The sequence below is a fragment of the Pseudomonas sp. R4-39-08 genome (assembly GCF_003852275.1).
Taxonomy (GTDB): Bacteria; Pseudomonadota; Gammaproteobacteria; order Pseudomonadales; family Pseudomonadaceae; genus Aquipseudomonas.
Window position 1 is genome coordinate 5,826,262 of record NZ_CP027733.1, and the last position, 22,930, is coordinate 5,849,191.

Genomic DNA, 22,930 nt, shown 5'->3' on the forward strand with positions numbered 1-22,930 from the left:
TCCTACGCGTTTATGCAAGCCAATCCAGTGTGAGGATCAAGCGACGCTCACTGGCCTTGAGTGCCGGTGAGCGATGAATGAGACCATGGTTTTCATTGCCATGCCATTTGGTGCCCTTGAGCAGAGCCACCTCACCACAGAGGATTTGCTCGATGCGCTCGGTGGGCTCTGCGTCGGGCTGGCTTAATCGCCGGCGGTCCATGACGCCTTCGCGCAGCCATTGGCTGCCGACGCCAGCGTAGGTGGTGATCAGCCGCACAGGCACATGGTCGACGTGAAAACGCGGGCACATGGCCCTGTCCAGCAGGCGCAGACGCACGCCGATGCGCCTGGCGCCCAGCAGGCAGGCAAATGCACTGACCAGCCAGGACACATCGGCGATAAAACCATCATAGCCCTCAAGATCGCGACAATGGGGCGCCAGCCCGTGCAGGTTCGGCGCGCTGTCTTCGCGGTCCAACTCGATAACCAATGCCTCGGCCAGCGGCTCATCGAGCCCGACGATCAACGCGCCGAATTCGGCGATGTGCAACGGCAGTTGACGCTGCCACAGCGCCAGGTTCACGCCGTCTTCGAGAATGTCAGCCAGCGCCAGCGGGGTTTGCCCGCGGGTTTGGCGAACCACGGGCCGCAGGGGAGTAAGCGGGGCCAACATCAGGCGGCGGCCTCTTCATACCAAGGGCCAAAGGGGTCAGCCAGCTGGCGCCAACCTTCGACGCCCAGGGCCATTTCTTCATCCGTGAGCAAGCATTGGTCCAGTTCGGCGCGCATCTGCGCAAAGTCGATGTTCTGGCCGATAAACACCAGCTCCTGACGGCAATCACCGGTGCTCGTTTGCCAGTTGTCCATGATCGCCGCGACACTTTCTGCGTCTTGCGGCCACTGGCTTTTCGGCACGAAACGCCACCAGCGCCCGGCAAAGCCATGGCGCATCAAGCCACCGGCCTGGGACCAACTGCCGGCGTCCTGGTGTTTGCTGGCCAGCCAGAAGAAGCCCTTCGAACGCAACAGTTTGCCGTTCTCCCAAGGGCGGTCGATAAAGTCGAAAAACCGCTGTGGATGAAACGGGCGGCGCGCACGGTAAGCGGTGGACGCAATGCCGTATTCGTCGGTTTCCGGCACGTGTTCACCGCGCAATTCCTGTAACCAGCCCGGTGCCAGGGCAGCCCGTTCGAAATCAAAGCGGCCGGTGCTGAGGATCTTGTTCAACGGCACTTGCCCCATGACCATCGCAATGATCTGCGCCTGGGCATTGAGCCGCTCAAGGATGGCCATCAGTTCTTCGCGCTCGCGGCTGCTGATCAGGTCGATCTTGCTGACCAGTATCACGTCGGCGAACTCGATCTGTTCGATCAGCAGGTCGGTGATCGAGCGCTCGTCCTCGTCGCCCAAGGTTTCCCCGCGTGAGGCCAGACTTTCTGCGGCCTGGTAGTCGAGCAGGAAATTCACCCCGTCGACCACTGTGACCATGGTGTCCAGGCGTGCGACATCCGCCAGGCTCTGCTGGTTTTCATCGCGAAACGTGAAGGTTTCGGCCACAGGCATGGGTTCGGAGATGCCGGTGGATTCGATCAGCAAGTAATCGAACCGACCTTCCCTGGCGAGCTTGCCGACTTCTTCGAGCAAGTCCTCGCGCAGGGTGCAGCAGATGCAGCCGTTGCTCATCTCCACCAGCTTTTCTTCAGCGCGATTAAGGGTGACGTCGCGCTGCACCTCACTGCCGTCGATGTTGATTTCGCTCATGTCGTTGACGATCACCGCCACCCGCAGGTTTTCGCGGTTGCGCAGTACATAGTTGAGCAGGGTGCTTTTGCCGGCGCCGAGAAAGCCGGACAACACGGTGACGGGTAGACGGTTGGGCATCGGTTCGCTCTCATCAGGTTGCCCGGTCGAGCCAGGCTTTGTTTTTATGTTATAGTATAACAATGCAAATAAGCCAACCCTCCTTGCTCTTCGCGATTTGCGCCCTGTTATCAGCAGTGGCAGGACCTGCCTGTGCCCAACCCCCAAGCCTGCTGGCCAACTGCACCCGCAGCGCCAACCTGCTGGCCTGTGTCGACCCGCTGGGCAATGCCTACAGTGTGGCGACCGTTGGCAGCACCACCTATCTGCGCGGGTTCGAAGTGATCGGCAAACGCTACTGGGCACAAACCAACAGCCGCTATGGGCAGCTGACGTTCTTTACCGGATTGGCATCGGACGGTGAGGCGTGGGTTGGCTACACGCGGCGCGTGGGCTGGACCACCCTTAACCGGTTCTCCAGTTCGGGCGGCGCCAGCGCCAGGTTCACCTGCAGCCGAATGACCGGCTGTTAGACCTGGCCCTTCTTCTGTTCCTGCACCCATGCCATATAGCTGTTCATCGGCGGGTTCTTTTCGAAATATTTTTTCAGCCCGTCGAACAAACCGTCTGCCACCGCCTGTTGATGGCGCGCGGTCACCAGCCGCTGGGCGTCCTGGGTGTTGGAGATAAACCCGGTCTCGACCAGGATCGACGGCACGTCCGGTGACTTGAGCACCGCGAACCCGGCCTGCTCCACGCGTTTCTGATGCAGGCTGGTGATGTTTTGCAGGCTGCCCAACACCGAGCTGCCCAGTTGCAGGCTGGAGGCGATAGTGGCGTTCATCGACATGTCGAGAATCACGCCCGCGAGCATCGGGTCCTTGTCCTTCAGGTTGAGTAACGTCGTGGCGCCCAGCAGATCCGCGCCGTTTTCGCGCTGCGCCATGAAACGCGCGGTTGCCGAGGTAGCACCGCCCTCGGACAACGCATACACCGAGGCCCCCGAGGCGGTGAGCCTGGGTGCCGCGTCGGCATGCACCGAGATGAACATATCGGCTTTGTGCTGGCGGGCTATGTCCACGCGCTTGCGTAAAGGCACGAAGAAGTCATCGTTGCGCACCAGCTTCACATCGAAACCCTTTTCGCGTTTCAAGCGTTTAGCCAGCAACTGGGCAATCGACAACACCACGTCTTTTTCCCGCTGGCCTTTGGAGCCGATGGCGCCGGGGTCTTTGCCGCCATGGCCAGGGTCGACCACCACGATGATGTCGCGCCTGGGATGAGCTTTATCCACCGGCGCGATCAATGGCGCAGGCTCAGCGGCGATTTGACGAGGCGCCGAGGTGGCGCGAGTCAGGTCGAGTACCAGGCGATGACCCTGACCTTCCTGGGGCGGCAATAAAAAACTGTTGAGCTGCATCGGTGCGGCCAGGTCCAGCACGATGCGGGTGTCGTCCTTGCCGAAATGCCCGGAGCGAATCGAGGTAATTCCACTGTTTTTCAGCACCAATTGCGAAAAGTCACCACTGAGCCCGGCGCCGCTCAGGTCGATGATCACGCGTTCCGGGGCGGCCAGGGAAAACGTCTTGTATTGCACCGGGCCGCTGAGGTCGAACACCAGCCGCAGCTTATCCTCCGAACGCCACAGGCGCGCATTGCGGATTTGCGTGGCGCAGGCCCCCAGCGGCAAGGCGAATAAGGGGCTGACCAGCAGCAGGTTGAGGAGCTGACGTCTGTGCATGACCTATACCGCAAATAAAGGAGCGTCCCTGCTCGACGTGACTGAAGAAAGGCTGGGGCAGAAATTTCATCGTCGAAGCGATTGTTATACTATAACATGTCGGATTATTTCCAACGATGGACCTGCTTATGAATGCGCTGACTCTGCCGGATATCGCTGCGCAGGCTTCACGCCAAGCCTTGCCACTCGACTGGGTCGGCATGTGCGGCATCGCCTTGCCGGTTCTGCTCGAGGACCAACGTCTGCCCGCCACCGCCGATGCAGGGGTGAGCCTGGACGATGGCCTGGCCCGTGGTATTCATATGTCACGCCTGTACTTGGCGCTGCAGGCGTTCGACCAGCAACCGCTTACCCCTGCACTTCTGCGTAATGTACTGCAGCGCTTTCTCGACACACATGAAGATTTATCTAACAACGCCTACCTGCGGATCCACACCCACTTACTGTTGAAACGCCCCGCCCTGGTCAGCCCACTGGACGGTTGGAAGCGCTACCCGGTAAGCATCGAGGCACGTCTGGAAAACCAGATGTTCCACGTGGAACTAAAAATTGACGTTGCTTATTCCTCAACCTGCCCGTGCTCCGCTGCCCTCGCCAGGCAATTGATTCAGCAGCAATTTCTCGAAGATTTCACCAACACCCCATTACGGCATGCAGACGTGTTGACCTGGCTCGGCAGCACCAATGGCATCGTCGCCACGCCCCACAGCCAGCGCAGCAGCGCACAGCTACAGGTGCATGTGCAAGGCGACCAATTGGCCATCGTCGATTTGATCAACGCCGCCGAAGCCGCGCTCGGCACCGCTGTGCAAACCGCAGTCAAGCGTGCCGACGAACAAGCCTTCGCGCTGGCCAACGGGCAGAACCTGATGTTCTGCGAAGACGCTGCCCGCCGCCTGAACCTCGCCTTGAAACGCTCGGATGCGGTCAAAGCCTTCCACCTCAAAGTGATCCACGCCGAAAGCCTGCACGCGCACGATGCCGTGGCTGAAAGCCGCTGGACGAGACCCTCCCCATGATCACCTGCAACGCTTTGCGCTGGGGCGCCCCGGGCCAACCGCTGACGCCCGCCGTGGATTTCACCCTGGAAAAAGGCAGCCTCACCGGCGTCATCGGCCCCAATGGCTGTGGCAAAAGCAGCCTGCTCAAAGTCATCGCCGGCCTGCAAAAGCCGCTGGCGGGGACCGTCAGCGTCGCTGTTCCACGCCGTGGCGGCTTGGCGTTCCTGCCTCAGCAGCAACACCTGGACCGACAGTTCCCCATCAGCCTGCAAGAACTGGTTGCCGCCGGATTCTGGGGCACCCGGCTCACACCACCGCAACGCAGCGAGCGCCTGCAAACCGTGCTGGAAGACTGGTGCCTCAGCGGCCTGGAGCAACGCCCTTTGATGGCGCTGTCTGGCGGCCAGCTGCAACGCGCCCTGCTCGCCCGCATGAGCCTGACCGACGCACCGGTCCTGCTGCTCGACGAACCTCACGCGGCCCTCGACGAAGAAGGCCAGGCGCTGTGCTGGAAACACATTCACGCCTGGCACGAAGCGGGCCGCACGTTGATGGTCGTCTGCCATGACCTGGCCTCGGTGCGCCACCACACCCCGCACGTGCTGCACATCAAAAGCACGGGCTGCGCGCTGGGCCCAAGCAAAGAGCTGATCCGCCCACAACCGCAATTGCAGGTGGCCTGATGCACTTTGCTGCTCACTTGTGGATGCCCTTTGTCGACTTCGTCTTCATGCGCCGCGCGCTGATCGGCGGCCTGGTACTCGCCTGCAGCACGGCGCCGCTGGGCGTGTTTCTGATCCTGCGGCGCATGAGCCTGATCGGTGACGCCGTGGCCCACGGCATCCTGCCCGGTGCCGCCCTGGGCTTCTGGTTCGCCGGGTTGAGCCTGCCGGCACTGACTATCGGTGGCCTCGGTGCGGGCCTGAGCATGGCCGGACTATCCGCCTGGATCACCCGCCGCACCGGCCTGCGTGAAGACGCCAGCCTTGCCGCCATCTACCCCATCTCCCTCGCTGCCGGCGTGCTGATCCTGGGCATCGCCGGCAAGCGCCTGGACCTGCTGCACCTGCTGTTCGGCTCGGCCCTGGCCGTGGATGAAACCACCCTCACCGGCATGCTCTGGGTCTGTGGCTTGAGCCTGATCGCCATGGCACTGATCTACAAACCGCTGCTGCTCGATACGCTCGACCCGCTGTTTCTGCAAACCGTCAGTCGCCTCGGCCCGCTCGCCCATGGGCTGTTCCTGACCCTGGTGGTGCTGAACCTGGTCATCGGTTTCCAGGCCATCGGCGCCTTGATGGTGGTGGGTTTGATGATGTTGCCGGCCATCGCTTCGCGCTTCTGGAGCCGGCGCCTGCCGGTGCTGATCGCAGTATCGGCGGCGCTGGGATGCCTGTCGGTGTGGCTGGGTTTGTTGCTGTCGTTCTACTACTCACTGCCCAGCGGCCCGGCCATCGTGCTGGTGGCGGGCGCCGGGTATGCGTTGTCCGTGGTTTTCGGTCCGGTGCACGGCTTGCTGCGCCGCCCGCCCTTGCTTACATCCCAATGAGGTGTTTTCCGATGCGCGCTCTACTCGTGCTGTTCAGTCTGCTGCTGCCCCTCTCGATGGCCCAGGCCGCCGATAAACTCCAAGTGGTCACCAGCTTCAGTATTCTCGATGACATCACCCACCAGATCGGTGGCGATCATATCCAGATCAGCAACATGGTCGGCCCGGACGCCGACGCCCACACCTACGAACCCACGCCGGACGACGCCAAGGCGTTGCTCAAGGCGAAACTCATCATCAAGAACGGCCTCGGCTTCGAGCCCTGGTTGGACCGACTGGTGCGCAGCACCGAGACCAAGGCCACGGTGGTCACCGCCAGCAAGGGCGTGATCTCCCACACCATGGACGAGGACGGCGAGACCATCCCGGACCCACACGCCTGGCACAACCTGGCCAACGCCGAGATTTACGTCAACAACATCACTAAAGCGCTGGTAACCGCAGACCCGGCCAACCAGGCGGACTACCTGCGCAACAGCCAGGCCTACCTGAAAGAAATCCACCGCGTGTTGGCCGAAGCCAAGGCCAAGTTCGGCGCACTGCCGTCGGGTAACCGCCGTATCGTGACCTCCCATGACGCCTTCGGTTACCTGGGCCAGGCCTATGGCATCCAGTTCCTCGCACCACAAGGTTTGTCCACCGAGCGCGAACCATCAGCCGCCGAAGTGGCCGCGCTGATCACCCAGATTCGCCAGGACAAGGTCAAGGCCGTGTTCATGGAGAACATCAAGGACTCACGCCTGCTCAAGCAAATTGCCGACGAAAGCGGTGCGCAGATCGGCGGCACGCTGTACTCCGACGCCCTCGCCACCGAAGGCCCCGCGAGCACGTTTATCGGGCTGTTCGAATACAACCTCAATACCTTGTGCGCGGCCTTGAGCAAACCATGATCCGCAAAAATCCTTCCGGCGACCTGCCGGTGATTGCCGAATCGGCTTACGTCGATAAAACCGCGATCATTTGCGGCAAGGTGATCATCGGCGAAAACGTATTTGTCGGCCCCTACGCCGTGATCCGCGCCGACGAAGTCAACGCCAGCGGCGCCATGGACCCGATTACCATCGGTGCCAACTCCAATATCCAGGACGGGGTGGTGATCCACTCCAAATCCGGTGCCGCCGTGACCATCGGCAAGTTCACCTCCATTGCGCACCGCTCCATCGTCCATGGCCCCTGCACCGTGGGCGACCGCGTGTTCATCGGCTTCAACAGCGTGCTGTTCAATTGCGTCGTGGGCGACGGCTCGGTGGTGCGTCACAACTCGGTAGTGGACGGGCGCGACCTGCCTGCTGCCTTCTACGTCCCCTCCACCACCCGCATCGGGCCCAACACCGATTTGTCGCAGTTCGCGCCGGTGAGCGTCAGCGCCTCGGAGTTTTCCGAAGACGTGGCCCGCACCAATGTCGACCTGGTGCGCGGTTACAAAGCCCTGCAAAACAAGTTCTGAAGCATGAGCCGCCTGTTGATTCGTAACGCTAGAGTGGTCAATGAAGGCCAGGTATTTGACGCTGATGTGCTGGTGGTCAGTGGCCGTATCGAGAAGATCGCCAGCAGCATTGAACATATGAACGAACCGGTAGAGATCGACGCTCAAGGCCAGTGGTTGTTGCCAGGGATGATCGATGATCAGGTGCACTTTCGTGAACCCGGCGCGCCGGACAAAGGCAGCTTCTACAGCGAGTCCCGTGCCGCGGTGGCCGGTGGCATCACCAGTTTCATGGACATGCCTAACACCCAACCGGCCACGTTGAGCCTGGACGCCCTGGCCGATAAAAAGCGTCGCGCCGCGTTGCACTCGGTGGCCAACTACGGCTTTCACTTTGGCGTGAGCCACGACAACCTCGACACCGTCGCGGCCCTTGACCCTCGCGAAGTGGCGGGGGTCAAGGTGTTCATGGGCGCCTCCACCGGCAATATGCTCGTGGACGACCCGCAAACGCTTGAGCGCCTGTTTGCCGAAGTGCCGACGATACTGCTGGCTCACTGCGAACACACGCCAAGCATCCAGGCCAACGAGCTGCGCCTGCGCGAGCGCTTCGGCGAGTGCATCCCCGCCGTGGCGCACGCGTTGATTCGCGATGCCGAGGCGTGTTATCGCTCCTCATCGTTTGCCGTAGAATTGGCCAAACGCCATGGCACGCGCTTGCACGTGCTGCACCTGACCAGCGCGCGGGAATTGGCCTTGTTCGAAGACAAGCCGCTGTCGGACAAACACATCACCGCCGAAGTCTGCCTGCACCACTTGCTGTTCGATGACCGCGACTACCAGCGCCTCGGCCACCAGATCAAATGCAACCCGGCGATCAAGACCCGCGCCGACCGCGACGCGCTGCGCCTGGCTCTATTGAGTGACCGTCTGGATGTGATTGGCAGTGATCATGCGCCGCATACCTGGGCACAAAAGCAACTGGACTATCGCCAGGCGCCGGCAGGTCTACCTTTGGTACAACATGCGTTGCCGGCGTTGCTGGAACTGGTGGCAGACGGGCTGCTGCCGCTGACCACGCTGGTGGCCAAAACCAGCCATCGCGTTGCCGACCTGTTTGCCATTCCGGATCGAGGTTATCTACGCGAGGGGTATTGGGCTGACCTGGTGCTGATCAAGCCCGAACCCGCAGGCAAACCCGTGAGCAGCCAACCGATCCTTGCCCGTTGCGGCTGGACGCCGTTCGCCGAGCGCAGCTTTCGTCACAGCGTCAGCACTACCCTGGTGTCGGGCCACCTGGCGTGGCACAACGGCCAGGTGGTCGATAGCTGCCAGGGCCTGCCCCTGCACTTCTTGCGTTAAACGCGAGGTTTGACCGTACCGCAATCGTTGCCCAGCCATTGCGCGTGAGTGTCCAGGCTGCCCTTTTGCTGGATGCCGGTGGCATTGAAGGTGCCGTTGACGGTGGTGGTGAATTCTTTCTGGCTCTGGAAAGTCGCCACGCCCACGCCTTGGGCTTTCGGGCAACTGAAGCGGAATTTCCACTGGTTGCCGGTCTTGTCGGTGACTTCCTGTTTACAACCTGATTGCGGGTCCGTCAGGGGGATGGAATCGGACGCGACCTGAGCCGGCGTCAGGCACACCTGCACGCCTTTACCGGCCATGGTGATGCCCTGTTTTTCCAGCATGGCGCGCTGTTCGGGGGTCATCTGTTGCTTGAGCTGACCAAGGATCAGCGACAGGTCCGGCAGGTCCTGGTTATCGACTTTCATATTGCTGGTAGTCAATTCCCACAAGCCCGGCGCCAACATCTGTGCCTGTGCTGCCACCGGCAGCGACAAACCAACAACCATGGATAAACAGAGCAGACGAGCATTCATCGGGTAACTCCTGGGCAATTGTGGGCGTTAGACGTCGCAAAGGTGCCAGTGTTGCACGGCAAATAAAATAGCGACATTCACTGTGGAACATGGTCTGTTACGCATTGGACTGCCCGGAGTAATGTCGTTCATGGATTTTTTTGGCCCGCACCTGCTCGCCTACTTCATTGCCACGCTGCATTTTTTCGGGAGCCTCGCCGCGATCCATGCGGTACTGACCGTCAGGACCGCCCAAGGCTCGATTGCCTGGGCGTTGTCGCTGATGTTCATGCCCTATCTCACGCTGATTCCCTACCTGATTTTCGGCCGCAGCACGTTCGATGCCTACATTCAGGCGCGTCGCCAGGCCAACCAGGAAATGCACACGGCCATCGCCGCATTGAACTGGCGCCCCTGGGTCGAGGAAGCGCTGGCCGCGCGCAATTCCAGTGCCTATGCCTCTCTGCGCGCCATGCCCAAATTGGGCCGCATGCCGTGCCTGGCCAATAACCAGGTGCAGTTGCTGATTAACGGCGATGCCACTTTCAGTGCAATCTTCGAGGCCATCCGCACTGCGAAAACCGCTGTGCTGTTTCAGTTTTTCATCATTCATGACGATGAACTCGGTCGCCAACTACACAGCTTGCTCACCGCAAAAGCGGCCGAAGGCGTGGATATTTACGTGCTCTACGACCGCATCGGCAGCCACGCCCTGCCCCATCGCTATGTGCAGTCGCTGCGCGACGCCGGGGTCAACGTCAAAGCCTTCGCCACCCGCAGCGGCTGGCTGAACCGTTTCCAGGTCAACTTTCGCAACCACCGCAAGATCGTGGTGGTGGACGGCATCACCGGGTTTGTCGGCGGGCACAATGTGGGCGATGAATACCTCGGCAAAAAGCCGCCCTTGTCGCCGTGGCGCGATACCCATGTGCAGGTCACCGGCCCGGTGGTGGCGTGCTTGCAAGAGTCGTTTGCCGAAGACTGGTTCTGGGCCGCACGCCAACTGCCACCCCTGATTCTGCCGGACGCTTACCCCGAGAATGGCGTGCTCTGTCAATTGCTCGCCAGCGGCCCGGCCGACGCGTATGAAACCTGCTCGCTGTTTTTCGTCGAAGCCATTCACGCCGCGACCGATCGCGTGTGGATCACCAGCCCGTATTTCATCCCCGACGAAGCCGTATTCGCCGCCCTGCGCCTGGCGGTCTTGCGCGGTGTCGACGTGCGCCTGTTACTGCCATCGCGCCCTGATCACCGCATCGTCTACGCCGCCTCCAGCCTTTACGCGATCGAAGCGGTACGCGCTGGCGTGCGGGTGTTCCGCTATACGCCGGGCTTTCTGCATCAGAAGGTGGTGCTGGTGGACAGCGAAATCAGCGCCATCGGCAGCGCGAACATGGACAACCGTTCGTTCCGGCTGAATTTCGAAGTGATGTTGCTGACGGTCGACGAAGCCTTCGCCAAAGAGGTGGAGCGGATGCTGCTGGACGACTTCGCCCTGGCCCATGAAGTCAGCCAGGAGGAAAGCCGCGAAACCCGGCGCCTGCAACAACTGGGTATGCGCGTGGCGCGCTTGATCTCGCCGATTCTCTGACAAACACCACTGTAAAAATGTGGGAGGGGGCTTGCTCCCGATGGCGGCGTGTCAGCCAGCTAATGGGTAGCTGATACACCGTCATCGGGGGCAAGCCCCCTCCCACATTTGGCCCTTCAGTGTTCTGAAGAAACGGGTCAGCGGTAGATATCCTCCCGCGTCCACGGCAGTTCATGGCTGCCATCGGCATGGGGTTTCACCGCCAGGATCTGATGCAGGTTGATCCAACCCCGCGCAAAGGCATAGGCGCAACCCGCCAGGTACAGGCGCCATATACGCAAGGCGTGCTCCGGCACCATCTTCGCCGCCGCTTCGAGGTTGTCCTCCAGGCGCTCGCTCCAATGGTCCAGGGTGCGCGCGTAGTGCAGGCGCAGGCTTTCGACGTCGACCACTTCCAGCCCGACTTCGCTGATTTCGGCCGTCATCATCGCCAGGTGCGGCAGCTCGCCGTTGGGAAACACATAGCGCTCGATAAAGTCTCCGGCGCCACGGCCCACGGGGCGGCCGTCGGTGTGTTTGGCGGTAATGCCATGGTTCATCACCAGGCCGCCTTCGCGCACGGCGCCGTGCAGAATCTGACAGTACTGCGCCAGGTTGGCGTGGCCGACATGTTCGAACATGCCCACGCTCACCACTTTGTCGAAACGGCCGTCCTGAGGCAGGTCGCGGTAGTCGAGCAGCTGCAGGTCGACCTGGTCCTCCAGGCCGTCGGCCTTCACCCGCTCCTGGGCCAGGGCCAGTTGTTCCTTGCTCAAGGTGATCCCAAACACCTTGACCCCGAGTTCCCGCGCAGCAAACCGCGCCAGCCCGCCCCATCCACATCCCACATCCAACAGATACTCGCCCGGCTGCAGCCGCAATTTGCGGCACAGATGGCGGAATTTGTCTTGTTGGGCCTGGTCGATGGACTCGCTGCCGGTTTCGAAATAACCGCAGGAATACACCATGTCCTGGTCCAGCCATAGCTGGTAGAACTCGTTGGACAGGTCGTAGTGGTAGGAAATGGCCGCTGCGTCAGTCGCCTTGTCGTGGATCGAGCGCACCGGCCGAGGGCCGTCGTCGTCCTCGATCAAGGCGTGACTCAACTCGTCACATACCCTGATTACCTCGGCAATGGAGCCTTCCAGCTCCAGTTTGCCCTCGACGAAGGCTTCGCCCAGGGCGTCGAGCGTGGGATGGGTCAGTTGTGAGACGACCGTAGGGTCCTTGACCACGATGGTCACACTGGGCTCGGGGCCCAGGTTGAATTCATGGCCGTCCCAGAGTCGAAGACGCAGCGGTAGCTGAAGATTCTGTAAGGCCGGTGGAAGTTGCGCGAGCATGAGTAGTCCCCCCTTGTTTCAGACGTCTGCTGTGAGGGTAGACCATCCAAAATAAAGTAGGAAGCTATCGATTAAATAACTGCCTGCCATTAAGCCCGACGCTCGAGCAACCCGTCCTGGATCCACTGTTTCAACCATGTGGCCGCTTGCAGTGGCGCACCCTCTTCATAAGTGACTGCCAACTTGACGCACAGTTCTGAAAAGTTCCAGCCGCTGGCGGCCATGCCCATCAGGGCGTGGGCTTCGGCGGGCTCGAGACTGCGGTAACGACACAGGTTCTGATGGCGCCACACCAGGCAGGCCTGCGCCGGGTCCAGCGCCTGGCTGCCGGGAAAGTCCGATTCATCCTTATTGGCCCGCCAGATGCTCAGCGTGTTGAAACGGCACGTTAGCTGCTGCACTGAAGGCACCAGCGATACGCGCAATGCCGGCCAGTCTTCAGGCGCCAGTTGCGCCATATGGTCGAGGGTCAGCGCCTCGCCCGCAGGCGCGTCGAATGCCAGGGTGAATGCCCACTCCAGCCGCGCCAGTTCCGCCAGCGGGGCACTTTGTTCTGCCGTCAGGTGCTCAAGGATAAACCCTGCAAAACGTTCACCCAGCCAGCGCAGGCTGTAATGGGCCGAGGGATAACGACGAATATACGCTTGGCTCAGCGCGGCAAATTCATCATCGCCCAGCCAATACCGGATGGCGGCAAAGTCGTGACGTAATACGTCCTGCAATCGGGACAGGTAGGCGTTGTGATAAATCGCCAGGCCCGTGTCTACATCCAGTGTCGGGCCGCCAAGCAAGGTGGCGGCAAAGCCACTGTCGGCGGTGCAGGTTTCAGACAACAGATGTGCCTCGAACGCCCGTTGCCAATCGATCAAGCGCATAGCGACCGCCTGGCCAACGCAGTGGCACCCAGTTCCCGGGCCTTGTTCAATTCAGCCAGCAGCACTTCGAACGGCGGGAAATGATCGTCGCGCTCCAACAGCGTCGAGACCGGCCCCAGATGTTCCAGCGTGCGCTGATACAGCGCCCACACCGGATCGCACACCGGCTGATCGTGGGTATCGACCACGTAGTCGCCGTAGTCCCTATGCCCCGCCAGATGCAGCTGGCGAATGCTGTCAGGCGGCAGGTTGCGAATGAACGTCCAGGCATCGAACCCGTGATTACGCGAGCTGACGTACACATTGTTCACGTCCAGCAGCAATTGGCATCCGGTCAGATGCGCCAGGGCGTTGAGAAATTGCCACTCGGTGAATTCATCGGCCTTGGAGCGCACATAGCTGGAGACGTTTTCCAGCACCAGCGGGCGTTGCAACACGTCCTGCACCTGAAGCACGCGACCGGCCACGTGGTACAGGCTTTCCTCGGTGTACGGCAGGGGCAGCAGGTCATGCAACTGGTGTGCGCTGCCACGGCTCCAGCACAGGTGATCGGAAATCCAGGCTGGCTGGATGCGCTCGGCCAGGGCCTTTACCTGCTTGAGATAATCGGTGTCGATGGCATGGGGCCCGCCGATCGACAACGACACGCCGTGCATCACCAAGGGGTAGCGTTCGGCTATGGCGTCCAGGTAGTACAAGGCTTTGCCGCCCTGCACCAGATAATTCTCGGAGATCACTTCGAACCAATCCACTGCAGGGGATTGGGCAAGGATCTGTTCATAGTATTCGTGACGTAAACCCAGGCCGTAACCCAGGGAGGGGAAAGAACGGGTCATCATGCGCTCCTGGAAAGTGTCCGCAGCGGCGCGAGGTCCGCTGCGGTTGCACTCGCGTGTCGGTTACTCGCCGACTTTGCCACCGGCCTTGTCGCACTCGGCCTGGGTCATGGCCTTGAAGCCGTGGCCCTTGCACACCGCCTGGCCTTTGCAGGCGTTTTCAGCGGTTTTGCAATCGTTCATGCCTTTGCAGGAGGTGACACCGTAGCAATGAACCGGCGCGTCGGCGGCCTGTACCTGGGTGGCGACGCCGGCAAACATGGAAGCTGCAGCGATAGCCAGGGCAGCACCGGAAACGGCGTGTTTGATATTCATTGTGTAGTCCTCATCGGTCAGTGGTGATGCCGGTCTGAGCGGATTGCCCAGTCTCGACACACCACTAGAGTGAGGCGCCCTTTTAGCGTTACAGCCCGGTACGAAGTTTTCTGAAATTATTCGTCAAGCTTCAACAGCGGCTCCTGAAAGCGCAGCAACCGCCCGGCGTTGCCCAGTACCAGCAAGGTGCTGAGGTTATGCAACACCGCTGCGATCATGGCCCCGGCGGCGCCCAGCCAGCCGAAGGCGGCGAATACCACGATGGCCAACGTCCAGCCCAGGCCGATGATCACATTGACCTGCAAGGTGTGTCGGCACTGGCGGCTCAAGCGCACGCAGGTGCCCAGGCGGCGCAGGTCGCTGCCGATCAACACCACGTCCGCCGAGGCCAGCGCGATATCGGCACCGCCCGCGCCCATCGCCACGCCGACCACACCGGCTTTGAGGGCAAGGGAGTCGTTGATGCCATCCCCCACCACCATCGGCCGGAAACCGCTGCCGATCTCCCCCAGCACACGGTTGAGTTTGTCTTCCGGCAGCGCTTGGGCCTGGACCTCACCAATGCCCACATTCACGGCCAGGCTGTCGGCCACGCTCTGGCGGTCGCCGGTGAGCAGCAACTGGCGACCCAGGCCCAGCTCGCGCAGTTCCTGCAGGGCCTGGCGCGCCTCGGGTTTGACGCTATCGGCCAGCAGCAGCCAGGCCAGGAACTGTCCGTTCAGCGCCAGCCCGGCAATCGGGCCGTCGTGGTTGGGCACCGAGGTCGTGGCGATAGCCAGCTGCTCGAACAGTTCGGGACGGCCCAGCGCCGCTTCGCCCTGTTCAGTGTGCGCCACGACACCGAGTCCCTGGCGCTCGCGAATATCGGTCAGCACCACGCGCTGTTGCTGTGTCGCCAACCCCGCCAATGCACGGCTGACCGGATGGCTGCTGGCCGCACCGAGGCTGGCCGCCAGGTTGAGCAAGGCCTGGCGATCGGCAGACGCGGTTTCGATGGACTGCAGGCGCAAGGTGCCGAAGGTCAAGGTACCGGTCTTGTCGATAACCAGTGAAGTGAGGTCCGCCAGCTCTTCCAGAAACGCCGAGCTGCGAATCAGAATGCCGTGCCGTGCAGCGACCGCGATCCCGGCAATTGCGGTAGCCGGCGCCGACAACACCAACGCACACGGGCACGCCGCCACCAGCACGGCCAGCATCGCCTGGGCGTCGTTGGTGACGAACCAGGTGACCGCCGCCAACAACAGCACCAACACCATGTAGCTACCGGCATAACGTTCCAGCAACCGGGTGATCGGTGGCTTGGAACGCTCGGCGTTCTGCATCAACGCAATCACTTTGCCCAGGGTCGACTCATTGCCCGTGCGCGTCACTTCAAGGCGCAGCAGGCCGTCCAGGTTGATCGCCCCGCCAAACACCTGCACGCCCACGCTGGCTTCCAACGGTACCGATTCACCGGTGATCGGCGCCGTGTCCAGGCTGGCCTGGCCCGACAGCACCACGCCATCGGCCGGCACGCGGTCGCCGGCGCGCACTTCGACCACATCGCCGGTGTTCAGCGTGCCGTTATCCACTTCCACAATGCTGCCGTCAGCCTGCACCCGGCGCGCATGGCTGCGCGTGAGTTTACCCAGCGCCTGGATCGCTTCCTGGGAACCGATCACGCTGCGCTCTTCGAGCACATGCCCAAAAATCATGATGATCGGCAGCAGCGCTGCGGTCAGCAGATCGCCGGTGGCCCAGGCGCCGATCATCGCCAGCGCAATCAATTGGTCAGTGATGCCATGCAGGCTGGGATAGCGCAGGCTGTACCAGGCCGAACGCATCACCGGCACGGCCACCAGCAGCGAGGCCACACCGAGCAGCAGTTGGCTGACCCCGCTCTGGTCCGCCGCCAGCCAGCGCCATACCAGGCCCAATACGAGTAAACCCAGGGCCAGCATGGCCAGGGTCAATTGCCGGGCGGCGCTGCGCTGCTCGGCGGAGGTCAGCATGGGTGCGCTCATTGTTCGGCTCCCTGAATGATCAAACGGGAGTCGTCTTTAGGATCGACCGTGGTGACGGAGCCGGCCTGGCCCAGAATCTTCGGCAGGCGCTCGCGGTACAGGCGCAGCAACAGGCCCGGATCTTGGACTTGCGCCAGGCTGGAGACGGCAGCGGTCTGCGCCTGGGCATTGGCCAGGCGTTCACTGGCTTGGGCATGGGCGACTTGCACCTGGCGATCAGCCTCCTGGTTGGCGGTTTGGGTGAGTTTTTCCGCATCGGTACGCGCGTTGGCCACCGCTTTGTCGGCTTGCTGGCTGGCGGTGAGTACCGCATTGAACGCGTTCACCGCCGGGCCCGGCAGGCTCGATTGCACATCGACCCGCGTCACTTCAATGCCCAGGCCCAACCCGCTGGCCGTCAACTGCGCCAAGCGCTTATTGATGCCTTGCACCAGATCACCGCGCAGTTTTTCGCGGCGCTCGGCGGCGCCGTTGTCGGCGCCGATCAGCTCGGGGCGCGCGACCAGGATGGTGTCCAGGTCCCGCGCCGCCGTCAGGGCCACCGCGCTGCGGGTCACCAGGCGGTCCAACGCCGGCAGCACATGCTCGCCCTGCAACACAAAGGCGTAGGGCTCGGTGACCTTGTAGAACACCCGCACATCCAGCTGCACGATCCCGGCATCGCCGGTCAGCAAATAGCCGGAACCGGCCAGCGTATCGCTCAGGGGTGTGGCGAAACTGGCCACGCGGTCAGCCTGCACGGCCGCCTCTGAACGCAACAGGTTCTCCACCCGACGCTCGATCACCCGGTCTGCCGCCGGCAAAAGCACCACCTGTTCGAACGGTTGCGGCCAGGCCAGCAGCAGCCCGGCGTTCTGAATGCGGTCGAGGGCGCCGAAGTGCAGCACCATGGCGCGGTTCTGCGGGTCGACCTGGCGCACATTGGAAAACGCCCAGGCCAGCGCCGCCAACACGGTGACCGCGTACAGCGCCAGGAACGTCAGGCGTCCGGCCTGGATCCAGGGGCTGTCCGGGCTGTCACGCTCACTCATGGCTGGACATCCTTGGGCCCATCCACCAGCGCACGGAACGGCGCAGCATCGGTGCGCAGGATGATTTTGGTGCCCGGCGTCACCACGGTGCCCAAGGTATCCAGCGAGCGCAGCAGGTTGTACAGCTGCGGATTACCCGCGTAGGCGCGTCCATAAATCTGCGCCGCTTCGACCCGCGATTGCGCTTCGATATTAGCGGCTTTCACTGTGGCGTCGGCTTGCATGATCCGTGCGTCACGTTCGGCTGCCGAGCGAATCTGCGCCGCCTCACGCTTGCCCACGGCGGTGCGCTCGGTGGCGATGGTTTCACGTTCGGCGCGCATGCGGTCGACCGTGGCGGTGAGGGTCACCGACGGCAATGTCAGCCGTTCGATACCGACCTGGGCCACGCGTACGCCATAGGTGGCCAGCAATTGCTGATCGATCTGCTGGCGCAGTTGGGCTTCGAAATCGGCGATGCGCACCTGGTTGGCGTCGGTATTGATCAGGCTGGACAGGTCAAAACTGGCCGCCGTGGTTTCCAGCGCCGAACCGACAAAGGTACGGATCTGCCGCGCCGCTTCATCCGGCTGGTTCTGCACCGCGCGCATGAAGCGCTGCACATTGTCGGTATCGCCCTGCACCTGCCACGCCACGTACGCCTGCACGATGATCCGCAGGCCATCGCGGGTGCCCACATCCTGCAACCCGCTGGAGGTGGTGCGCAGGCGCAGGTCAACCGGAATCGCCGCTTCAAACGGCGCCGGCCAGCGCCAGCCCAGGCCCGGTTCCAGCAGCACCCGCACCGGGTTGCCGAAACGGGTAATCACCGTGGCCTCGCCGGAGCGCACCTGTACCAGGCTCGCCGCCGCGATGGCAAACAGCACAAGCACTGCCGCCCAGGCCATACGCCGCCACGGGAAAGGGCTGTTTGCCTGTTCATCGCCATGATGGTGATGGTGGCCGTGATGATGGTGATGACCGTGATCGTGAGAATGAGCGCTCAACAGACAGACTCCTTATTGAACGGCTTTACGCGGCACCGAGGGATCGGCCGGTAAGGTAAAAGATCGCAGATCGATCGTCGGCGCACTGTCGGCGCCCAGGCGATGATCCAGAATAAGCAGTTTGGCGTGGACCAGGCCCTGGCTTAGCTGGCCCAGGTACTGTTCCAGCACGAAAGCCCGGCCCGCTGCGGCGTAGGCTTTTTGCTCGGCAACGAAGCGCAGGTTGGCCGCCTGGGCACCGGCATTCACTTCGCGCGCGGTGGCCTGGGCCTGGTCGCGGGCGGTGCTGGCTTGCAGCAAGGCTTGGTTGGTCTGCTCGCTGGCCGCGCCACGCTCGCGGGCGATCAATGCCTGGGCGCCGATCTGCGCGGCTTGCACGCCGTGGTAGGCGTTGGCGGCGCCGGCCGGTGGGTGGATCGCTTCGACGACCGTGGCGAGGATTTCCACACCGCTGTCGAGCTTTTGCAGGTCTGCTTGTACGCTGCGGCCGATCTCGTCGGCGAGGCGGGTGCGTTGTTCGCCGAGCAATTCATCGAGGGTGCGTGAGGCAAAGTCGTGCACCAGGATGCGGCTGGCAGTGCTGCGGATCAGGGTCGGGACATCGGCGCTGTTGTAGGTGGCAGCCAGCGCGGCCTGGTCCGTCAGGCCGATACGGTAGACGAACCGCACGTCCATGTTGACGATCTGGAAGCTCTGTTTATCGCCACTGCTGCTGGCAATGACCTGGGACTTGTCATTCACATGGCTGGCGTCCCACAGGCGATTGGCGATCAGCGGCGCCGGGCCTTCGGCGGCGGCCAACTCGGGCGCGGCGCTTTCGCTGACGCTGGTCGCCAGCTCGTGAACCACGCCGTTCTCCACGTTCAACACGCGGCCCAGGGGCCAGGGCAACCCGACGTGCAGGCCCGGGCCGAACACGTCGACCGGTTTGCCGAAACGCTCATAAATCCCACGGCCCTGCAGAGGTACTTCATGCACGCCGGTCAGCGCCCAGCCTACCGCCAGCACCACCAGCAGCACCGGCAGGAACGCGCGACGCATGTAGGTAAACGCCCAGATCTGGCGCAGGTCGATGCCGAAACGATTGTGCAATTCATGCTGCAAAGCTTGCAGCGGCTGCGGCGGCCAGCGCAGCAGGCCGGCGACCACACTCTGCGCCATCAGGCGCGGTTCCAGACGCGGCTGGCGTGGGCTGAACAGTGACAGCACGCCGCGCAGCACAAACTCCAGCGCCACCAGCGCAGGCAACAGGCCGATCAGCGTCGCCAGCCGTAGCGGCCACACCGATTGCGCACCGGCAAACAACAGGCACAGCGCACTGACTACCAGGCAGGCGATCGCCACCCGGCTCAATTGCGCCAGTTGCGCGGCTTCCGGCCATTGCGCGGCGGTTTCCTGGGCCATGCGCCGCTCGAACACCAGCAAACCGAACGCCAGCGCCAAGCCCAGCGCCGCGCCGATACTGGCGGATTGACCGACGGCGGCAGCAGGCAGCGCCAGGTTCCAGAATTCAATAACACTGACCAGCGCCAGCAACGACCAACCGCACAGCCACAACACCGGCGCGCCGATCTGCTTGCCCAGGCGCTCCACTAGACGACCGTAGCGGCCCGTATCGGCCACCGCCGCTTCAACCGCAGGTTCTTCCAACGCCTGGGCACGCCAGTCGGCGACCCACCACGCCGACTGCAAGCCGGCTACCAGAACGAGCAAGGCCGACGAGCAATTGATCAACACCACCGGCCAGATCGAGACCGGTGCAAACAGCGCCACAAATAACGCCAGCACCCAACCGGTGACGGCCAAGGCGGTCAGGCTGATACCGGCTTGGCGCAATCGACGGGCATGGAACAGCCCCTGCTGAAAACGCGGCAGGCCTTCAACCGAAGCGCCGTCAGCTTCTAGATCCACTTGCATCCACTCAACGCCCGCTTATACATAATTCGTTACGATATAACACGGAGCGTGAAATTTTTGTTCGCTTTTGGCTACAGCGCCGATCCCTGTGGGAGGGGGCTTGCTCCCGATAGCGGTGGGTCAGCCAGCACCTCTAGCAACTGACCCACCGCCATCGGGAGCAAGCCCCCTCCCACATTTGATCTTTGTTGTTCCAAAGATCGTGACTAAACCCCCATAAACACGCGGCATCGCTGGTGCGCGCCAGAATTAATCGGCAAACTCCAGAACAGTTTTTTCGCGGCTCCACGGACAGGGAAGCGCCCTCCTTCATGATCTCCATCTATCAGCTCAAACCGCGGTTCCAAAACCTGTTGCGGCCCCTCGTGCAGCGCCTTTATGACAACGGCACCACCGCCAACCAGATCACCGTGCTGGCCGGCGTGATTTCGGTATTGGTGGGCCTGCTGATTGCCAGCTTCGCCCAGCACTTGTGGCTGTTCGCGCTGATCCCGCTGTGGATGATTGTGCGCATGGCCTTGAATGCCGTCGACGGCATGCTTGCGCGCGAGTTCGGCCAGCAATCGCGCCTGGGCGCCTACCTCAATGAACTGTGCGATGTGATCGCTGACAGTGCGTTGATCCTGCCGTTTGCGCTGATCCCCGACGTGAGCCTGGCGCCCGTGCTGTTGGTGACGCTGCTTGCGGTGTTCAGCGAATACGCCGGTGTGCTGGGGCCGATGGTGGGCGCATCGCGCCGCTATGACGGGCCAATGGGCAAAAGCGATCGGGCGTTCGTTCTCGGGGTGCTGGCCACTGGCGTGGCGCTGGGCTGGTTCGGCGCCGGCTGGGTCGACACGGTGATGTGGCTGGTCGCCGCGCTGCTGGCCTACACCTTGGTCAACCGGGTGCGTCAGGGCCTCAAGGAACAACCAGAAACTTCACCGATTGCATAAGGATGCTTGCGATGCGCGAACAGCAACCACACAGCTTCAGTACCCATGACGGCGTCGAGCTGTTTTACCGGCACTGGCCGGCCACGGCAGGCGCCGGGCCGCGCAAGGCGATTATGTTGTTCCATCGCGGTCATGAGCACTCAGGGCGTATCGCGCACTTGGTGGACGAACTGAACCTGCCGGACGTTGACTTCTTCGCCTGGGACGCCCGTGGTCACGGCCAATCCCCCGGCGAGCGCGGTGACAGCCCCAGCTTTGCCACCAGCGCCCGCGACGTGCAGACTTTCTGCGACCACATCGGCGCCACCTACGGCGTCGAAGAGGAAAACGTCGCGGTCATCGCCCAAAGCGTCGGCGCGGTGATCGCGGCCACCTGGGTGCATGACTACGCACCGAAGATCCGCGCCCTGGTACTCGCCTCCCCTGCCTTCAAGGTCAAGCTGTACGTGCCCTTCGCACGCCCGGGCCTGGCCCTGATGCGCAGATTTCGCGGCAACTTTTTCGTCAACAGTTACGTCAAGGCCAAGTTCCTCAGCCATGATCCGGAGCGCGTGGCGTCCTACGACAGCGATCCGCTGATCACCAAGGCCATCTCGGTGAATGTGCTGCTGGGCTTGTACGAAGCGGCCGACCGGGTAGTCGCCGATGCCCAGGCCATCCAGGTGCCGACCCAGTTGCTGGTCTCCGGCTCCGACTTCGTGGTGCACCGTAAACCCCAGCAGCAGTTTTTCGACCGCCTCGGCAGCCTGAAAAAAGAGCTGCATATTCTCCCGGGTTTCTTTCACGACACCCTTGGCGAGCGTGACCGCGCCGTGGCCATCAACAGCGCCAAGCGCTTTATCCTGCAAAACTTTGCGCAGCCGCTGGACCGCGCCTCGCTGCTGGACGCCGACAAACTGGGCGCCACCTGCGCCGAATCCGAAGCCCTCGCCGCACCACTGCCGCGCAATTCCCTGCGCGATCTGTACTGGCGCATGACCCGCGCCAGCATGGGCCTGGGCAAGAACCTATCGGAGGGGGTGAAACTGGGCTTCGACACCGGTTTCGATTCCGGCAGCACCCTGGATTACGTATACCGCAACACGCCCACTGGCAAAGGCGCGCTGGGGCGGATGATCGACACCAACTACCTCAATTCCATCGGCTGGCGCGGCATTCGCCAGCGCAAGCTGAACGTCGAAGAACTGCTGCGCCTGGCCATGGCCAGGTTGCGTGCCGATGAGCGCAAAGTGCGCATCGTCGATATCGCTGCTGGCCACGGTCGTTACATTCTGGAAGCTTTGCAGGGTGTGTCGCCGCTGCCGGAATCGATCCTGCTGCGCGACTACAGCGACATCAACGTGCGCGACGGTGGCGCCTTGATCCGTGAAAAGGGCCTGGACGATATCGCCCAGTTCATCAAAGCCGATGCATTCGATCGGGCGAACCTGGCCGCGCTGGAGCCGAAACCGACGCTGGCGGTGGTGTCCGGGCTGTATGAATTGTTCGCCGATAACGCCATGGTCGGCGGTTCGCTGGCAGGCCTCGCCGAAGCGGTGGAGCCGGGCGGTTATCTGGTCTACACCGGCCAGCCGTGGCACCCGCAGCTGGAACTGATCGCCCGCGCCTTGACCAGCCACCGCCAGGGCCAGGCCTGGGTGATGCGTCGGCGCAGCCAGGCGGAAATGGACCAACTGGTGGAGGCTGCGGGCTTTCGCAAGATCACCCAGCGTGTGGATGAGTGGGGCATTTTCACCGTGTCCCTGGCACAGAAGATCTGAG

The 22,930-nt window shown here is 62.4% G+C and carries 22 protein-coding genes; 10 read left to right on the forward strand and 12 right to left on the reverse strand.

Translation table 11 applies throughout. The features are described from left to right. Positions 1-10: 10 nt before the first annotated feature. Together C4J88_RS27050 and zigA are read right to left on the reverse strand one after the other, a co-directional pair. The gene (locus tag C4J88_RS27050) at positions 11-655 is read right to left on the reverse strand and encodes a DUF1826 domain-containing protein (protein ID WP_124408543.1); all 645 of its coding nucleotides are present in this window, start codon (positions 653-655) and stop codon (positions 11-13) included. After that, positions 655-1,863, reverse strand: a complete 1,209-nt coding sequence (zigA, locus tag C4J88_RS27055) for a zinc metallochaperone GTPase ZigA (protein WP_124408544.1) — start codon at positions 1,861-1,863, stop codon at positions 655-657. The genes C4J88_RS27050 and zigA overlap by 1 nt, the downstream gene beginning before the upstream one ends. A gap of 62 nt (positions 1,864-1,925) precedes the next feature. On the opposite strand from zigA, the gene C4J88_RS27060 reads away from it, so the two are divergent. Beyond that, entirely contained in the window at positions 1,926-2,315 is a 390-nt protein-coding gene (locus C4J88_RS27060) for a glutamine synthetase (RefSeq protein ID WP_372237998.1), read from the forward strand. Here C4J88_RS27060 and C4J88_RS27065 read toward each other — a convergent pair. Beyond that, entirely contained in the window at positions 2,312-3,523 is a 1,212-nt protein-coding gene (locus tag C4J88_RS27065) for an N-acetylmuramoyl-L-alanine amidase (RefSeq protein WP_124408545.1), read from the reverse strand. The genes C4J88_RS27060 and C4J88_RS27065 overlap by 4 nt on opposite strands. Before the next feature lie 128 nt (positions 3,524-3,651). Here C4J88_RS27065 and folE2 point away from each other — a divergent pair, with 128 nt between their 5' ends. Genes folE2 through C4J88_RS27095 form a run of 6 tightly spaced genes read left to right on the forward strand, consistent with a single transcriptional unit; the run spans position 3,652 to position 8,861 of the window. After that, a complete protein-coding gene (gene folE2 / locus C4J88_RS27070) occupies positions 3,652-4,542 on the forward strand; it encodes a GTP cyclohydrolase FolE2 (protein WP_124408546.1) in 891 nt (296 codons plus the stop codon). Then, positions 4,539-5,207, forward strand: coding sequence for a metal ABC transporter ATP-binding protein (locus C4J88_RS27075; protein WP_124368885.1), 669 nt, complete (start codon positions 4,539-4,541; stop codon positions 5,205-5,207). Before folE2 ends, C4J88_RS27075 begins: the two co-directional genes overlap by 4 nt. Beyond that, entirely contained in the window at positions 5,207-6,073 is an 867-nt protein-coding gene (locus C4J88_RS27080) for a metal ABC transporter permease (RefSeq protein WP_124408547.1), read from the forward strand. The genes C4J88_RS27075 and C4J88_RS27080 overlap by 1 nt, the downstream gene beginning before the upstream one ends. Before the next feature lie 11 nt (positions 6,074-6,084). Continuing rightward, positions 6,085-6,963, forward strand: a complete 879-nt coding sequence (locus C4J88_RS27085; RefSeq protein WP_124408548.1) for a metal ABC transporter substrate-binding protein — start codon at positions 6,085-6,087, stop codon at positions 6,961-6,963. After that, entirely contained in the window at positions 6,960-7,520 is a 561-nt protein-coding gene (locus C4J88_RS27090) for a DapH/DapD/GlmU-related protein (RefSeq protein ID WP_124408549.1), read from the forward strand. The genes C4J88_RS27085 and C4J88_RS27090 overlap by 4 nt, the downstream gene beginning before the upstream one ends. Positions 7,521-7,523: 3 nt before the next feature. Further along, positions 7,524-8,861, forward strand: a complete 1,338-nt coding sequence (locus C4J88_RS27095; protein ID WP_124408550.1) for a dihydroorotase — start codon at positions 7,524-7,526, stop codon at positions 8,859-8,861. On the opposite strand, the gene C4J88_RS27100 is transcribed toward C4J88_RS27095, so the two are convergent. Further along, the gene (locus C4J88_RS27100) at positions 8,858-9,379 is read right to left on the reverse strand and encodes a DUF3617 domain-containing protein (protein ID WP_124368889.1); all 522 of its coding nucleotides are present in this window, start codon (positions 9,377-9,379) and stop codon (positions 8,858-8,860) included. The two genes, C4J88_RS27095 and C4J88_RS27100, sit on opposite strands and share 4 nt — an antisense overlap. Positions 9,380-9,509: 130 nt before the next feature. On the opposite strand from C4J88_RS27100, the gene cls reads away from it, so the two are divergent. Beyond that, positions 9,510-10,949, forward strand: a complete 1,440-nt coding sequence (gene cls / locus C4J88_RS27105; protein ID WP_124408551.1) for a cardiolipin synthase — start codon at positions 9,510-9,512, stop codon at positions 10,947-10,949. Between the two features lie 137 nt (positions 10,950-11,086). Here the strand turns inward: cls and cfaB are convergent, their stop codons facing one another. From cfaB to hflK (C4J88_RS27145), 8 genes are all read right to left on the reverse strand, one after another. Then, positions 11,087-12,271, reverse strand: a complete 1,185-nt coding sequence (gene cfaB / locus C4J88_RS27110) for a C17 cyclopropane fatty acid synthase CfaB (RefSeq protein ID WP_124408552.1) — start codon at positions 12,269-12,271, stop codon at positions 11,087-11,089. A gap of 89 nt (positions 12,272-12,360) precedes the next feature. After that, positions 12,361-13,146: a DNA-binding domain-containing protein gene (locus C4J88_RS27115; protein ID WP_124408553.1), complete on the reverse strand. Its 786-nt coding sequence runs from the start codon at positions 13,144-13,146 to the stop codon at positions 12,361-12,363. Continuing rightward, entirely contained in the window at positions 13,137-13,982 is an 846-nt protein-coding gene (locus C4J88_RS27120; protein ID WP_124408554.1) for a DUF692 domain-containing protein, read from the reverse strand. Before C4J88_RS27120 ends, C4J88_RS27115 begins: the two co-directional genes overlap by 10 nt. Positions 13,983-14,045: 63 nt before the next feature. Further along, on the reverse strand, positions 14,046-14,297 hold the full coding sequence (locus C4J88_RS27125; RefSeq protein ID WP_124408555.1) for a hypothetical protein: 252 nt from the start codon (positions 14,295-14,297) through the stop codon (positions 14,046-14,048). Between the two features lie 116 nt (positions 14,298-14,413). Further along, a complete protein-coding gene (locus C4J88_RS27130; protein WP_124408556.1) occupies positions 14,414-16,300 on the reverse strand; it encodes a cation-translocating P-type ATPase in 1,887 nt (628 codons plus the stop codon). Then, entirely contained in the window at positions 16,297-17,331 is a 1,035-nt protein-coding gene (hflK, locus tag C4J88_RS27135) for a protease modulator HflK (RefSeq protein WP_124408557.1), read from the reverse strand. Before hflK (C4J88_RS27135) ends, C4J88_RS27130 begins: the two co-directional genes overlap by 4 nt. Then, positions 17,328-18,320 (reverse strand): protease modulator HflC, encoded by a 993-nt coding sequence (gene hflC, locus C4J88_RS27140; RefSeq protein ID WP_164487755.1) that lies wholly within the window; start codon positions 18,318-18,320, stop codon positions 17,328-17,330. The genes hflK (C4J88_RS27135) and hflC overlap by 4 nt, the downstream gene beginning before the upstream one ends. A gap of 9 nt (positions 18,321-18,329) precedes the next feature. Beyond that, positions 18,330-20,234, reverse strand: a complete 1,905-nt coding sequence (gene hflK / locus C4J88_RS27145; RefSeq protein ID WP_124408559.1) for a protease modulator HflK — start codon at positions 20,232-20,234, stop codon at positions 18,330-18,332. 311 nt (positions 20,235-20,545) lie between these two features. Here hflK (C4J88_RS27145) and C4J88_RS27150 point away from each other — a divergent pair, with 311 nt between their 5' ends. Further along, positions 20,546-21,169, forward strand: a complete 624-nt coding sequence (locus C4J88_RS27150; protein WP_124408560.1) for a CDP-alcohol phosphatidyltransferase family protein — start codon at positions 20,546-20,548, stop codon at positions 21,167-21,169. A gap of 11 nt (positions 21,170-21,180) precedes the next feature. Continuing rightward, positions 21,181-22,929, forward strand: a complete 1,749-nt coding sequence (locus C4J88_RS27155) for a bifunctional alpha/beta hydrolase/class I SAM-dependent methyltransferase (protein ID WP_124408561.1) — start codon at positions 21,181-21,183, stop codon at positions 22,927-22,929. Position 22,930: the final 1 nt, after the last annotated feature.